At 77.5% G+C, this 13,941-nt stretch carries 11 protein-coding genes; 4 read left to right on the forward strand and 7 right to left on the reverse strand.

What is annotated here, in order from left to right; translation table 11 throughout:
* The 5 genes from G6556_RS11135 to G6556_RS11155 all read right to left on the reverse strand — a co-directional run.
* Positions 1–992 (reverse strand): glycosyltransferase family 2 protein (locus tag G6556_RS11135; protein ID WP_166941293.1); only part of this gene is annotated, 992 nt, incomplete at its 3' end.
* The gene (locus tag G6556_RS11140) at positions 989–2,044 is read right to left on the reverse strand and encodes an iron-containing redox enzyme family protein (protein ID WP_166941294.1); all 1,056 of its coding nucleotides are present in this window, start codon (positions 2,042–2,044) and stop codon (positions 989–991) included. The genes G6556_RS11135 and G6556_RS11140, both read right to left, overlap by 4 nt.
* A 226-nt stretch (positions 2,045–2,270) precedes the next feature.
* Positions 2,271–2,843 carry a YbaK/EbsC family protein gene (locus tag G6556_RS11145; protein WP_166941296.1) on the reverse strand — a complete coding sequence of 191 codons (573 nt, stop codon included), beginning with the start codon at positions 2,841–2,843 and terminating at the stop codon, positions 2,271–2,273.
* Between the two features lie 92 nt (positions 2,844–2,935).
* Complete coding sequence (locus tag G6556_RS11150) at positions 2,936–4,201, reverse strand: SLC13 family permease (RefSeq protein ID WP_166941298.1); 1,266 nt, start codon at positions 4,199–4,201, stop codon at positions 2,936–2,938.
* A 43-nt stretch (positions 4,202–4,244) separates the two neighbouring features.
* Entirely contained in the window at positions 4,245–5,273 is a 1,029-nt protein-coding gene (locus G6556_RS11155; protein WP_166941300.1) for an L-lactate dehydrogenase, read from the reverse strand.
* A gap of 94 nt (positions 5,274–5,367) precedes the next feature.
* Here G6556_RS11155 and G6556_RS11160 point away from each other — a divergent pair, with 94 nt between their 5' ends.
* Positions 5,368–5,850, forward strand: a complete 483-nt coding sequence (locus G6556_RS11160) for a GNAT family N-acetyltransferase (protein ID WP_166941302.1) — start codon at positions 5,368–5,370, stop codon at positions 5,848–5,850.
* Between the two features lie 17 nt (positions 5,851–5,867).
* Here the strand turns inward: G6556_RS11160 and G6556_RS11165 are convergent, their stop codons facing one another.
* Positions 5,868–6,170: a hypothetical protein gene (locus G6556_RS11165; protein WP_166941304.1), complete on the reverse strand. Its 303-nt coding sequence runs from the start codon at positions 6,168–6,170 to the stop codon at positions 5,868–5,870.
* 72 nt (positions 6,171–6,242) lie between these two features.
* Positions 6,243–6,779 (reverse strand): YbhB/YbcL family Raf kinase inhibitor-like protein, encoded by a 537-nt coding sequence (locus G6556_RS11170; protein WP_166941306.1) that lies wholly within the window; start codon positions 6,777–6,779, stop codon positions 6,243–6,245.
* Positions 6,780–7,199: 420 nt separating this feature from the next.
* On the opposite strand from G6556_RS11170, the gene G6556_RS11175 reads away from it, so the two are divergent.
* The 3 genes from G6556_RS11175 to G6556_RS11185 are packed head-to-tail and all read left to right on the forward strand — an operon-like array spanning position 7,200 to position 13,757.
* Positions 7,200–8,120 (forward strand): hypothetical protein, encoded by a 921-nt coding sequence (locus tag G6556_RS11175; protein ID WP_166941308.1) that lies wholly within the window; start codon positions 7,200–7,202, stop codon positions 8,118–8,120.
* Positions 8,117–9,757 (forward strand): DNA polymerase Y family protein, encoded by a 1,641-nt coding sequence (locus tag G6556_RS11180; protein ID WP_166941310.1) that lies wholly within the window; start codon positions 8,117–8,119, stop codon positions 9,755–9,757. Before G6556_RS11175 ends, G6556_RS11180 begins: the two co-directional genes overlap by 4 nt.
* Positions 9,750–13,757 (forward strand): PHP domain-containing protein, encoded by a 4,008-nt coding sequence (locus G6556_RS11185; RefSeq protein WP_166941312.1) that lies wholly within the window; start codon positions 9,750–9,752, stop codon positions 13,755–13,757. The genes G6556_RS11180 and G6556_RS11185 overlap by 8 nt, the downstream gene beginning before the upstream one ends.
* The last annotated feature ends 184 nt before the right edge of the window (positions 13,758–13,941 follow it).

Raw genomic sequence — 13,941 nt, forward strand, 5'->3', positions numbered from 1 at the left:
GGCTCGACGCCCGCGGCCGGGTGCGCCGCGGCACGGGCGCGCAGCTCCCGGAGCGGCGTCGCGGCGCGCGGGAGCCGGGCGCCGCCGTAGCGGGCGCCGCCGGTCGCGCGCAGGGCGAGCGCGAGCCACGCGCACACCCCGCGCTCGAGCAGCCACACGGGGGCGAGCAGGTCGGCGGTGACGGGGAACCGGGCGGCCCCGCCGGCGCGGCGCCGGCCGGCCTCGGCCAGCGCGCACGCGGCGGCGGCGAGCACCAGCAGGGCGCGCGGGGCGCGGCGCGCGGCCAGGACGACGGCGGGGAGCACCGCCAGCTCGGCGGCGTACCGGCCGGGCTGGGCGAGGCTGTCGTACGCCTGGCGCGGACGCTGGCCCAGGAAGTGCCGGGCGGTCGGCGGCCGGCGCGGGACGTACAGGTCGTCGGCGCGCCGCACCACCCCGCCGCGCGCCCGGGCGGTGCGCAGCAGCTCCAGGTTCTCGAACAGCACGTCGCCGTCGTAGCCCTCGGGCCCGAGGGCGGAGCGCCGCAGCGCGAGCGTCCCGGGGTAGTCGCCGCCCACCGCCCGGTTGACCAGCATCCGCGCGGTGTCCCAGCGGGCGTGCCAGGGGAGCGGGTCGAACACGTTCTGCGGGCGGACCACGTCGGCGTCGGCCAGCCGGTCCAGGACCGCCTCCAGCGTCGGCCGGTCGTACCGCACGTCGTCGTCCGCCAGCACGACGCGGTCGGCGCGGGCCAGCCGCAGCCCGGTGACGACCCCGGCGACCTTGCCGTTCCGGCCGGGGTGCGGGTCGGGGTGCACGTGCCGCACCGCGGGCGGGAACGCGCGGTCGTGGGCGGCGAACAGGTCGGCGTCCGACCCGTCGACGACCGTCACCGGCAGCCAGGCGACGAGCCGGCCGAGGTACGCGACCAGGTCGGGCAGGTCGCGGTCGTCGGCCCAGCGCAGCGGCAGGACGTACTCCGCGTCCGGCAGCGCCGGGCCGCCCGGGCTCATGCCGCGCTCCCCACCGCCAGCGGTCGGCGCAGCGAGGACTCGCCGGCGGTCCAGCGCTCGATCTGGTGCCGCCCGACCCGGCCGTCGACCGCGAGGCACGCCGCCGCGCCGAACAGCACGTCGTCCCGGAGCGCGGGCTGCTGCTCGACGAGGCCGCCGGCCAGGTCCCGGCCCGCGATCTGCTCGTGCACCGCGTCCGCCTCGACGTGCTCGTCGAAGTACCAGGTGACGTCCGCGTCGTACCCGTGCCGGCGGAACCCGTTGCCGTACAGCCGGTTCGGCTGCGAGGACGTCATCTCGAACGCGGCCAGGTGGCCCACGATGCAGCCGCGCAGCCGCCGGTGCAGCCCGAACAGGCTCATCATGTTCACCGAGGCCAGCGTGATCGCCGGCACGTCGTCGACGTACCGGCCGTAGGTGTCGTCCAGCCCCAGGCCGCGCATCGTGCGGGCGAACAGCGCCGCGTGCATCCGCTCGGGCCGGCCGCCGCCGTACTCGTCGGCCTGGATCTCCACCAGCGCCGCCTTCGGGACGCCGAGCAGCCGGGGGACCGCCCAGGTGTGCGGGTCCGCCTCCTTCAGCTGGTACACCGACCGCTGGATCAGCATCTCCCGCAGCTGCGCGTCGGTCGCCTTCCGCGCGACGTACGCGGACAGGCTGGGGCCGTCGTCGCGGCTCGTCATGTCGAACAGCGCCCGGGCGACGGCCGGGCCGAGCCCCTCGCGCTCCGTGTTCGCCTCGAGCTCGACCAGCAGGTCCTCGGGCACCGCGACGTCCCGCCGCAGCTGCGCCTCGAACCGGTCCTCGAGCGCCGCCCGCACGCGCAGCAGCGTCGGGTCCCACTCCAGGCGGTCGTCCACCCCATCCAGGCCCTGGTAGTGCAGCTCGTACAGCGCGGTCAGCGTGATCTGCACGTCCTCGTCGACGAGCAGGTCCGCCGACGCGGCAGCCGTGCGGGCGGCCTGCTCCGGCAGCGCCGCGTCGACGTCCCCGGTCGTGAGGGCGTGCAGGACCCGCTCGCTGAGCGGGCCTCGGGGCGACGGTGCGCGCATGGGATGGGTCCCTCGTCCTGGGCGTGCCGCGCGGCGTCGCGCGGGCGTGGTGCCCCCGGCTGCTCGAGGACGGCGCGGGGCGGGCGTCGGGCGCCGGTCCCCGTGCTGGTCACGCTAGCCGTGCGGGCGGGGTCGCGCGCGGCGAGCGACGGGCGCGCGCGGCGGACGCCGGCCGCCGCGTGGCTGGGCCGCGCCGCAGGTCAGGACGTCGTGGGACCGGCGGGGGTCAGGCCAGGGCCAGGCCCTCGACGACCTCGACGCCCGGCATCGTCGCCAGCAGCGACCCCGGCAGCGCGATCTTCGACCGGCGCAGCCCGGACCCGATGATCACCGTGCCGCCCGCCTCCGGGTCCTCCTGCGCGACGCCCGCGTCCAGCAGCACCCGGTAGCCCGTCGGCAGGCCGATCGGCGTGATGCCGCCGTACTCCATGCCCGAGTCCTCGACGGCGCGGTCCATCGGCAGGAACGACGCCTTGCGCACGTCGAGCAGCCGCTTCACCGCGTTGTTCACGTCGGCCCGCGTCGTCGCCCGGACCACCGCCGCGGCGACCCGCTCGTCGCCCGCGCGCCGGCCCGACACCAGGACGCAGTTCGCCGACACCACGAGCGGCAGGTCGTACGCCTCGGTCATCGCCGCGGTGTCGGCGAGCTCCGGGTCGATCTCGGTGACCTGCACGGCCTCGGCCACCTGCGGGGCGACGGCGGCCCAGCCGGACAGCGCGGCGGCGGTCGACTCGGCGAGCAGGTCCAGGCGGTCCACGGCGCGCGACCAGGTCAGGGATCCGAGCGTGAGGGTCATGGCCGCAGGTTACCCACGGCCCCGCCGGGGCGCCGGACGGTCCGCAGGCAGCTCCTGGCGGCAGCCCGGCGGACGTCGACCGCGTCGTCGTCTCACCGCGGGTGCAGCGGCCAGACGAGGGGCACGACGACCACCACCACCGCGAGCCACGCCGCGGTCGTGACCAGCCCGAGCCGCCAGTAGTCGCCGAACCGGTACCCGCCCGCGTCCCGCACGATCATGTTGGCCGGGGTCGCGATCGGGGTCAGGAACGAGGCCGCACCCGCGGCGGCGACGAGCATGAGGACCGGCTCGGCCGCGACCCCCACGGTCTGCGCGGCAGCGAGCGCGATCGGGGTGATCACGAGGACCGTGGCCGCGTTCGAGACGAACTGGCCGAGCGTGACCGTCAGGACGAACAGGGCCACCAGCAGCAGGTGCCCGTCGCCCTCGGGCACCACCCCCACGACCGCGTCGGCGACCAGGTCGGCGGCTCCGGACTCCGCGACGGCGACCGACAGGGGGACCAGGCCGCCGATGAGCACCAGGGTCTCCCAGGGGATCGCGCGCAGGGCGTGCGTCACGGTGGTGGCCCGGGTGAGCACCATGGCCGCCGCGCCGGCCAGGCCCGCGGTCGCGGCGCTCACGGCCCCGGACGCGAGCAGGGCGACGGTCACGACCAGCACGCCGACCGCCCAGGCCGCCCGCGCGCCGAGGCGGTCCGGCACGGGGCGGACCGCCGCCGGCCCGTCCTCCGGGGTGGTGGCCTGCCGGTCGGGCAGCAGCCGGTCGCCGGCGAGCACCGCCACCGCGACCGTGACCAGCACCAGCGGCGCCCCGATCGCGGCGAACTCGAAGAACCCGAACCGGCGGCCGGTCGCGTCCTGCAGCGCGTCGGCGACGATGACGTTCACCGGGCTGCCGCTGAGGGTGAGCAGGGCGCCGGCGCTCGCCGCGTAGGCGAGCGGCACCGCGAGCCGGGACGGAGCGATGCCGGACCGCCGGGCGATCAGCGCGAGGACCGGCAGCCCGGCCGCCGCCGCGCCGTTGGGCGTGACGACGGCGGCGAGCAGCGCGCCGAGCGCCATGAGCGAGACCAGCACCCGGGTGCGCCCGGTGCCCGCGCGGGCGAGCAGCTGCCGCCCCGCCCACGCCGTGACGCCGGAGGCCTCCAGCCCGTCGCTGAGCACGAACAGGCTCGCGATGAACAGCACGACCGGGTCACCGAACCCCGCCAGCGCCTGCTGCTCGGTGAGGACCCCCGTGGCGGCGAGCGCGAGGGCGGTGAGCACGGCCACGACCGTGACCGGCAGCCGGTTCCACACGAACAGCGCGACGGCCGCGCCCAGGACGATCAGGGTCAGCGTCGCGTCGGACACCCGCGGCCTCCCGGTCGGCGGGCGGGGGTCGGTGCCGCGGGCGTCACAGGCCGGACTGCCGCGCCGTGTCCCGCAGGGCGTCCGCCGAGCGCCGCAGCGCCACGAGCTCCGCGTCGGACATCGGCGTCGGCAGCAGGGTCCCGGCCCCGGCGTGCGACACCACCGTCGGGACCGAGAGGCACACGTCACCGATGCCGCGGTAGTCGCGCACCAGGGAGGAGACCGGCATGACGCGGTGCTCGTCGTTCACCACCGCCTCGACGATCCGCGACCCCGCCATGCCGATGGCGTAGCTGGTGGCGCCCTTGCCCGCGATGATCTCGTACGCGGCGTGCACGACGTCGTGGCCGATCGCGTCGCGGTCCGCGGCGGTCAGCGGCGGGCGCCCGTCCAGCGGCTCGAGGTCGAGCACGGGCACGCCGCCGACCGTCGCCGAGGACCACAGCGGCACGGCGGTGTCGCCGTGCTCGCCGACCACGTAGGCGTGCACGTTCTGCACCGCCACGCCGACGTGCTGGGCGACCAGCAGCCGGAACCGCGAGGAGTCGAGCACGGTGCCGGAGCCGATCACCTGCGCACGCGGCAGCCCCGAGTACCGGAGCGCGGCGTAGGTCACCACGTCCACGGGGTTCGTCACCATGAGGTAGACGGCGTCCGGCGCGATCGCGGCCAGCCGCGGCATCAGCGTCCGCATCAGACCCACGGTGCGGGCTGCCAGGTCGAGACGCGACTGGCCCGGCTGCTGCTTGGCGCCGGCGGTCACCACGACCACGTCCGACCCCGCGCACGCGTCGAGGTCGTCGGTGCCCACCACGTGCGCCATCGGCATGAACTGGATGCCGTGCGCGAGGTCGAGCGCCTGCGCCCGCACCTTCGCGGCGTCGATGTCGTGCAGCACCAGCTCCCGCGCCGCGCCGCGGGTCAGCACCGCGTACGCGAGCGTCGCGCCCACCGCGCCGGCCCCGATCACCGCGACCTTGGCCGTCGGCCGCGCCGCCGCACCCCGCGCGCTCGCGACGGAGGCGCCGCCCTCCACGTGCCCCGCCTGCCCGCCTGCCTGCTCGCCCGTCATCACGGTCTCCTCAGCGCGTCGCCCCCCGGCTGGTCCCGGTGCGCCCAGGCTAGGGCCCCCGCCCCGCGGCGCGCGCGACCCGGGGACGGGCAGGATGGCGGACGTGACCGATGCCGCCGCGCCCGCCGACCCGTTCGCCGCCGACCCCTACGTGCTCGTCCCCGCGGCCCCGCCGCTCGACGAGTACCTGCGGCTCCGCCGGGAGTCGGGGCTCACCCCGAAGAACGCCGAGCAGGGCACCGGGGCGCTCACGGGGAGCTGGTCGTGGTGCCACGTCCGGACGGCCGAGGGGCAGGTCGTCGCGATGGGGCGGGTCGTCGGCGACGGCGGCTGGTACTTCCTGGTCGCGGACATGGCGACCGACCCCGGGCACCAGCGACGCGGCCTCGGGCGCCGGGTGCTGACCCGGCTGCTGGACGACGTGCGGGCACGGGCGCCGCACGGCGCGTACATCACGCTCGTGGCCGACCCGCCGGGGCGGGCGCTGTACGAGTCGCTCGGGTTCCGGGACGTGGCACCCGGGGCGACGGGGATGGTGCTGGACCTGGGGGCGGACGCGGCGTCGACCGCCGGCTGAGGGTCGGCGCGGCCCGCTCAGCGCCGGCGGCGGGGGCGCGCGGCGCGGCGGGGGAGCCAGCCGGGCCGGTTGCGGTCGTCGAGGCCCCAGAGGGCGTGCGGGATCTCGCCGCGCCGGCGGTGCCCGCGGTCGTGCACCCAGAAGCCGGCCATCTCGAGCCCCAGACCGGCGAGGGCCAGCAGCAGGAACCAGGTGTTCCCGTCGAAGGGCCCGCCCTCGGTCGCGGCGCTCCGGGTCCACAGGGCGACCCCGGTCAGCCCGGCGGCCGCGCCGGCGACGATCATGGTCGCCGACAGCGGCGTCCGGAACGGTGAGCTCACGCGACCTTGGTAGCAGCGGCGCTCCGGGGCCGCCACCGCTCGGGCGGCGGTCCCGGCGCGACCGGTCTGGTGTCAGCGCTGGTAGGTCGGGGCGATGAGCGCGCGGCCGATCGTGTGGAACAGCGCCGTGAACGCCACGGCCGTCGGGGTGGCGTCCGGGGTGACGTCGAGGTGGTCCACGTCGAGCGCGTGCACCGCGAAGACGTACCGGTGCGGCCGGTCCCCGGGCGGCGGCGCGGAGCCGGTGTAGCCGGTCGTGCCGCCGTCGTTGCGGACCTGGAACGCACCCTCGGGCAGCAGGTCGCCCTCCGGGGAGCCCGCGCCGCGGGGGAGCGACGTCGTGCTGACGGGGACGTCCACGACGGTCCAGTGCCAGAAGCCCGCGGGCGTCGGCGCGTCCGGGTCGAAGCAGCTGACGACGAACGAGCGCGTGCCCTCGGGGAAGCCCGACCACTCGAGCGCGGGGGACAGGTTCTCGCCGTCGGCGGCGAAGGTCGCGGGCAGCGGCTCCCCGTGGCCGACGTCGGCGCTCGCGACGTCGAAGTCCGGGACGGACGGCAGCAGCGCGTAGGGCTCGGGGGCGACGGGACGGGTCAGCGAGACGGCCATGGTCCTCCTCCTGGTGGGCGCCTCGCGGCGCCGGACGGGTGTGCCTGTCCCGTCATCATGCCCCCGCTCGGGAGGTGTCGCAGGGGGTGTCGGCGCGTCGTCCAGGGCGCGCCGGGCGGCGGTCCCCAGGGCGGGTGACGCCGGATTGACGCGTGCCGGAGTGTCAGCGTCTACTGGCACAATCGAACACGTGTTCGAACGAGTGCCCGGCGGTCGCCGGCAGGTGATGAGGGGGGTGCGGCGGTGAACCAGGAGGAGCGGATCGCCCGGGCTCGCGCCGCCCTGGTCAGCGCCGAGCTCCGGACCGGCGCTCGCAGCCTCGCCCCGCGCGGGACGGGCGCGGCCGCAGGGGGTGGTGCCGCAGCGGGGAGCAGTGTCGCACCTCGCGCCGACGTGCCCGGCGGCCGGACCGACGCCCCCGTGCAGGGCGCCACGGCGCTCGCGGTGGTGCCCGTCGAGGACCCCGCCCCGGCTTCGGTGCCCGCCGGCCCGGTCGCCGTGCCCGACCTGCCCGACCGGTCCGACCGGCTCGGCCTGCCCGACCGGGTCGGCCTGCCCGACCGGCAGCGGTCGGCGTCCCGGTCCGCCGCCGCGCGCGGCCCGGTGCTGCTCACCGACCGGCCGCCGCTCGCCGTGCCGCCCGCGCTCGCGCCGTTGCTGCCCGACGGCCTGCGGCGCGGGAGCACGACGGCGGTGCTCGGCTCCACCTCGCTGGTGCTCGCGATGATCGCCGCCGCGTGCACCGCCCGGGAGGCGTGGGCCGCCGTCGTCGGGCAGCCGAGCCTCGGCCTGCTCGCGGCCGCGCAGACCGGTGTGGCGCTCGAGCGGCTCGCCGTGGTCCCGCAGCCCGGCGTGGACGCGCCCACCGTGGTCGCGGCCCTGCTCGACGGCATCGACGTCGTGGTGGTGGGTCCCGGCACGCACCTGGCCGACGCCGACCGCCGCCGGCTCATGGCGCGGGCCCGCGACCGCGGCTCCGTGCTGCTGGCCACCGCACCGTGGCCCGGCGCGGGCACCGTGCTGACCGTCGAGGGCGGCCGGTGGACCGGGGTCGGCGAGGGCGACGGCCGGCTGCGCGCCCACGAGGTGCAGATCACCCGCACCGGCCGCGGCAGCGCGGGCCGGGCGCAGGACCTGCGCGTGGTGCTGCCGCTCGAGGTGGGCACCGACCCGTACGGGCTCCCCGCCGTCGCCGGCCGTGTCGCCACGGCTGCCCGCCCCGCCGAGGTGGCCCGTCCCGGCCCGGCAGACCTCCCCGCCGCGCTGCCGGCGCAGGTCGCCGGGCCGGAGCCGGCGGACGACGGCGCGCTGCTCGCGCCCGACCTGAGGCTCGTCGGATGAGCACCCGCACCACCGTCGTCTGGGTGCCGGACTGGCCGGTCGTCGCCGCCGTGCGCGCCGCGGAGGTGCCCCCGCACCTGCCCGCCGCCGTCCAGCACGGCGCGCGGCTCACCGCCGTGTCCGCGATCGCCCGCGCCCAGGGCGTGCGTCGCGGCATGCGCCGCCGCCAGGCGCAGGGTGTCTGCCCCGAGGTCGTGCTGCTGCCCGCCGACGACGACCGGGACGCGCGGCTGTTCGAGCCGGTGGCCGTCGCGACCGAGGCCGTCGTCGCCGGGATCGAGGTCGCCCGCCCCGGTCTGCTGCTCCTGCCCGCCGGTGGCGCGGCGCGGTTCCACGGCACCGAGGAGACGCTGGCCGAGCGCCTGGTGTCCGTGGTGGCCGAGCGGACCGGGCACGAGTGCCAGGTCGGCACCGCCGACGGCCTGCTCGCGGCGATCCTCGCCGCCCGCACCGACGCCGTCGTGCCGGCCGGCGCCTCGCGCGAGTTCCTGGCGCCGCGCCCCGTCGACGACCTCGCGCCCGCGGCGGTGACCGACGACGCCGGCCGCGCGGTCGGCGAGCTCGTCGACCTGCTGCGCCGGCTCGGGCTGCGCCGGCTCGGCGACCTGGCCGCGCTGGAGGCCGGCGACGTGCACGCGCGGTTCGGCACCTGGGGGACCTGGGCGTGGACGCTGGTGCGCGGCGAGGACCTGCGTCCGCCGGCACGCCGCCGGCCGGAGACCGACCTGGAGGTCAGCACCGAGCTCGACCCGCCCGCGCACCGCGTCGACGTCGCGACGTTCGCCGGTCGCCGGCTGGCGGAGGAGCTGCACGCCCTGCTGACCGAGCACTCCGTGACCTGCGCGCGGCTGCGCATCACCGCCCGGACCGACGAGGGCACCGAGCTGACCCGGGCCTGGCGCACCGACATGGGCGGTCTCGGGGGCCTGTCCGCCGCGCGGATCACCGACCGCATCCGCTGGCAGCTGGAGGGCTGGCTGACCGCCGCGGCCGCCGAGCACGGCGCCGGGTCGCGCCCCGACGGCGGCGAGCCCGACGAGCACGCCGATCCGATCGGCCTGGTCGCGCTCGGCATCACCGCCGAGGACGTCGCGCCCGCCGGCGCCGAGCAGGGCCGGCTGTGGGGCGGCGCGTCCGGCGGCGACCTCCGCGCGCACCGGGCGCTCGACCGCGTGCAGGGGCTGCTCGGCGGCGACGGCGTGCTGACCGCCGCGCTGCAGGGCGGCCGGGACGTCCGCGACCAGGTGCACCTGCAGCCCTGGGGCGCCCAGGCCGCCGCGCCCCGCCCCGTCGACCGGCCGTGGCCCGGTCACCTGCCCGCGCCGGCGCCCGCCACCGTGCCCGTGCGACCCGCGCCGGTGGACGTCCTGGACGGCACCGGGCGACCGGTCCGGTTCGACGGGCGGTTCGCCATGAGCGGCGACCCGGTGCGCGTCCGCACGCACGCCACCGACCGCCGGCCCGCCGTCGACCACGACGTCGCGGGCTGGGCCGGTCCGTGGCCGCTCGCCGAGCGCTGGTGGTCGCCGACCGAGGCGGGGCTGCGCGTGCACGTGCAGGTCACGCTCGGCGACGGCCGCGCCCTGCTGCTCGCCTGGCGCCCCGACGGCTGGACCTGCGAGGCCGTCTATGACTGACGCACCGCGCTACGCCGAGCTGCACGCTCACTCGGCGTTCAGCTTCCTCGACGGCGCCAGCCAGCCCGAGGAGCTCGCCGCCGAGGCGTACCGGCTCGGGCTCAGCGCGCTCGCGCTCACCGACCACGACGGCCTGTACGGCGTCGTCCGGTTCTCCGAGGCGGCGCGGGAGGTCGGGCTCCCCACCGTCTTCGGCGCCGAGCTGCACCTGCCCGTCCCCGGCGTCGGCGGGCCCGACGTCCTCGACCTGCCGACCGGCGTGCCCGACCCGCGGGCGCTGCACCTGCCCGTGCTCGCCCGCGGCCCCGAGGGCTACCGGGCGCTGTCCCGCACCATCGCGGAGGCGCACCTCGCGACCGGCACCAAGGGCGCGGCCGAGTACCGGCTGGAGCAGCTCGCCGAGCAGGCCGACGGCCGCTGGCTCGTGCTCACCGGCTGCCGCAAGGGTCCCGTCCGGCACGCGCTGACCGACGGCGGACGCGAACCCGGCGTCACCACCGCGGGCGTCGACCGGGCGCGCGTCGAGCTCGACCGGCTGGTCGCGCTGTTCGGCCGGGACAACGTGGCGGTCGAGGTCTCCCAGAGCGGTGGGCCGTACGACTCCGAGCTCGCCGACGCCCTCGCCGACCTCGCCGCCGGCGCCCGGCTGCCGCTGGTCGCCACCGGGAACGTGCACTACGCCACCTCGCGCGACGCCGACCTGGCGATGGCGCTGGCCGCCGTGCGCGCCCGGTCGTCGATGGAGGACCTGGACGGCTGGCTGCCCGGTGCCCCGACCGCGCACCTCGCGTCCGCCGCCGAGATGCTGCGCCGCCACCGGCGGCACCCCCAGGCCGTCGCCACCGCCGCCGCGATCGGCGACGAGTGCGCCTTCGACCTGCACCTCGTCGCCCCGCAGCTGCCGCCGTACCCGGTCCCGCCGGGGCACACCGAGGCCACCTGGCTGCGCGAGCTCGTCCGACGCGGTGCGCTGGAGTGCTACGGCCCGCCCGAGGCCGAGCGCGTGCCCGGCGCCTACGCGCAGCTCGAGCACGAGCTGCGCGTCATCGAGGACCTCGGGTTCCCCGGCTACTTCCTGGTCGTCTACGACCTGGTCGACTTCTGCCACCGCAACGGCATCCTCGCCCAGGGCCGCGGCTCGGCCGCGAACTCCGCCGTCTGCTTCGCCCTCAAGGTCACCGCCGTCGACGCCGTCGCGCACGGTCTGCTGTTCGAGCGGTTCCTCGCCCCCGAGCGCGACGGGCCGCCGGACATCGACGTCGACATCGAGTCCGGCCGCCGCGAGGAGGTCATCCAGTACGTCTACGCCAAGCACGGCCGCACCCACGCCGCGCAGGTCGCGAACGTCATCTCGTACCGCGCCCGGTCCGCCGTGCGCGACGCCGCCCGCGCGCTCGGGTACGACGTCGGGCAGCAGGACGCCTGGAGCAAGTCCATCGAGCGCTGGGGCACCCTGCGGGGCCCCGCGCCGCGACACCCCTGGTGGTCGGGGGAGAGCCGCGGCGCCGGGACCGGCGCGCCGGACGCGCGGGCCGCTGCCGCGCCGGCGACCCCGCCGACGCAGCACGTCGCCGACCGGCCGACGTCGACCCGGCCGAGCCCTCCGTCGACCCGGGCGCGCGCGCTGCCGGCCCGGGCCGGCTCGCCGTCGACCCCGCCGGGCTCGCCGTCGACCGGGGCCGGTTCGCCGTCGACCCCGCCGGGCTCGCCGTCGGGCAGGCCGGTCCCGTCGTCACCCGCGGTCGGCCCGCCCGCCGCCGCGCCGCCCGGTTCGCCGGTGTCCCGCGAGGATCGTCGCGCCGCGCAGCGGGACCCCGACGGCGTCGTCTGGGGCTGGAACCACGAGCCCGGCGCCGGGCCCGCACCGGCCCCTCGGCGCCCCGTGGGGCACGACGACACCGACGGCGCGGCCGGCCAGCCGACGGCCGACGGCCACGACGTCGTCCCCGCGCACCGGCCGCCCCCGGCGAGCGACCTGGAGGAGATCCCCGAGCAGGTCATCGACCTGGCGGACCGGTTCCTGCGGCTGCCCCGGCACCTCGGCATCCACTCCGGCGGCATGGTCATGTGCGACCGGCCCGTCATCGAGGTCTGCCCGGTCGAGTGGGCGCGCATGGAGGGACGCACCGTCCTGCAGTGGGACAAGGACGACTGCGCCGACGCGGGACTCGTGAAGTTCGACCTGCTCGGGCTCGGCATGCTCACCGCCCTGCGGCTCGCGTTCGACGAGGTCGAGAAGCACGGCGGCCCGCGCCTCCACCTGCACCAGCTGCCCAACGAGGACCCGCTGGTCTACGACCTGCTGTGCGCCGCCGACACCGTCGGGGTGTTCCAGGTGGAGTCCCGCGCCCAGATGGGCACCCTGCCGCGCCTGCAGCCGCGGAGCTTCTACGGGATCGTCGTCGAGGTCGCGCTGATCCGCCCCGGACCCATCCAGGGCGGCTCGGTGCACCCGTACATCGAGCGGTACCAGGGGCGGCAGCCGATCACCTACCCGCACCCCCGGCTCGAGAAGTCCCTGGAGCGCACCCTCGGCGTCCCGCTGTTCCAGGAGCAGCTCATGCAGATGGCGATCGACGTCGCGGACTTCACTCCGGCCGAGGCGGACCAGCTCCGACGCGCGATGGGCTCCAAGCGCAGCATCGAGAAGATGGAGGCGCTGCGTGCCCGGCTGATGGACGGCATGACCCGCAACGGCATCCCGGAGCCGGTGCGTGACGAGGTGTACGAGAAGCTCAAGGCGTTCGCGGACTTCGGGTTCCCGGAGTCGCACGCGTACTCGTTCGCGTTCCTCGTCTACGCGAGCTCGTGGCTCAAGGTGCACCACCCCGCGGCGTTCTACGCCGGGCTGCTCGCCGCGCAGCCGATGGGGTTCTACTCGCCGCAGTCGCTCGTCGCGGACGCCCGCCGGCACGGCATCGGGGTGCTCCGGCCCGACGTGCAGCGCTCGGGGGTGCAGGCCGTGGTCGAGCGGGTCGGCCCCGTGCCCGCCGGCGGGGAACCGCGCCTGACGCCGCGGCCGTCCGGGACGGCACCGGTGCCGCCGCTGCGGGCCGGCGGCGCGCGCGGGTTCGCGGAGGTGCCGCCGCCCTTCGGGCCGGCTCCCGGGAACGGGGGCGAGGAGGCCGGCGACGGGTCCGGTGCGACCGCGGGACCCGAGCAGGCCGCGTCCGGTACGACCGCGGGACCCGAGCAGGCCGCGTCCGGTGCGACTGCGGGACCCGAGCAGGCCGCGTCCGGTGCGACTGCGGGACCCGAGCAGGCCGCGTCCGCCGGGGCTGCCGAGCCCGCCCGCTCCCTGGCGGTGCGAGTCGGCCTCGCCTCCGTGCGGAACGTGGGGGAGAAGGTCGCCGAGCGGATCGTCGCCGAGCGGGACGCGCACGGCCCGTTCGCCGACCTGCGCGACCTGGTGCGGCGCGTCGAGCTCAGCACCACCCAGCTGGAGGCGCTCGCGACCGGCGGCGCCCTCGAGTCGCTCGGCGTCACACGGCGGGAGGCGCTGTGGGCCGCCGGCGCGCTCGCGCAGGAGGGGCCGGACACGCTGCCGGGCGTCTCGGTCGGCGTGCAGGCACCGACACTGCCCGGCATGAGCCCGGTCGAGCTCGCCGTCGCGGACACCTGGGCCACCGGCGTGACCGTCGACTCGTACCCGACCCAGTACGTGCGCGACGGCCTGGACGCCCAGGGCGTGCTGCGGGTCGAGCAGGCGTTCCGGCACGAGGCCGGGCGCAGGGTCGCGGTCGCGGGCGTCGTCACCCACCGGCAGCGGCCCGGGACGGCCGGCGGCGTCACGTTCCTGTCGCTGGAGGACGAGACCGGGCTGCTCAACATCGTGTGCAGCACCGGGCTGTGGCAGCGGTTCCGGAAGGTCGCCCGCACGTCCCGCGCGCTGGTCGTGCGGGGTCGGCTGGAGCGGGCCGACGGGGCGACCAACCTCATCGCCGAGCACCTGACCCCGCTGTCGCTCGGCATCGCCACCACCTCCCGGGACTTCCAGTGACGCGCCCCGTCACCGCCGGATCTTCCTGTCCGCCCCCGGCTGCGCGGTCACGTGCCCGCACTGCGCCGTGCGCGGTCTCGGTGCCCGCACAGCGCCGTGCGCGGTCACCGTGCCCGGACGCCACGGTGCGCCGTCACGTGCCTGCGCGCCGCCGCGTGACCACCGCCCCGCCTCCGACCAGCAG

Source organism: Cellulomonas sp. IC4_254, from assembly GCF_011603975.1.
Taxonomy (GTDB): domain Bacteria; phylum Actinomycetota; class Actinomycetes; order Actinomycetales; family Cellulomonadaceae; genus Cellulomonas.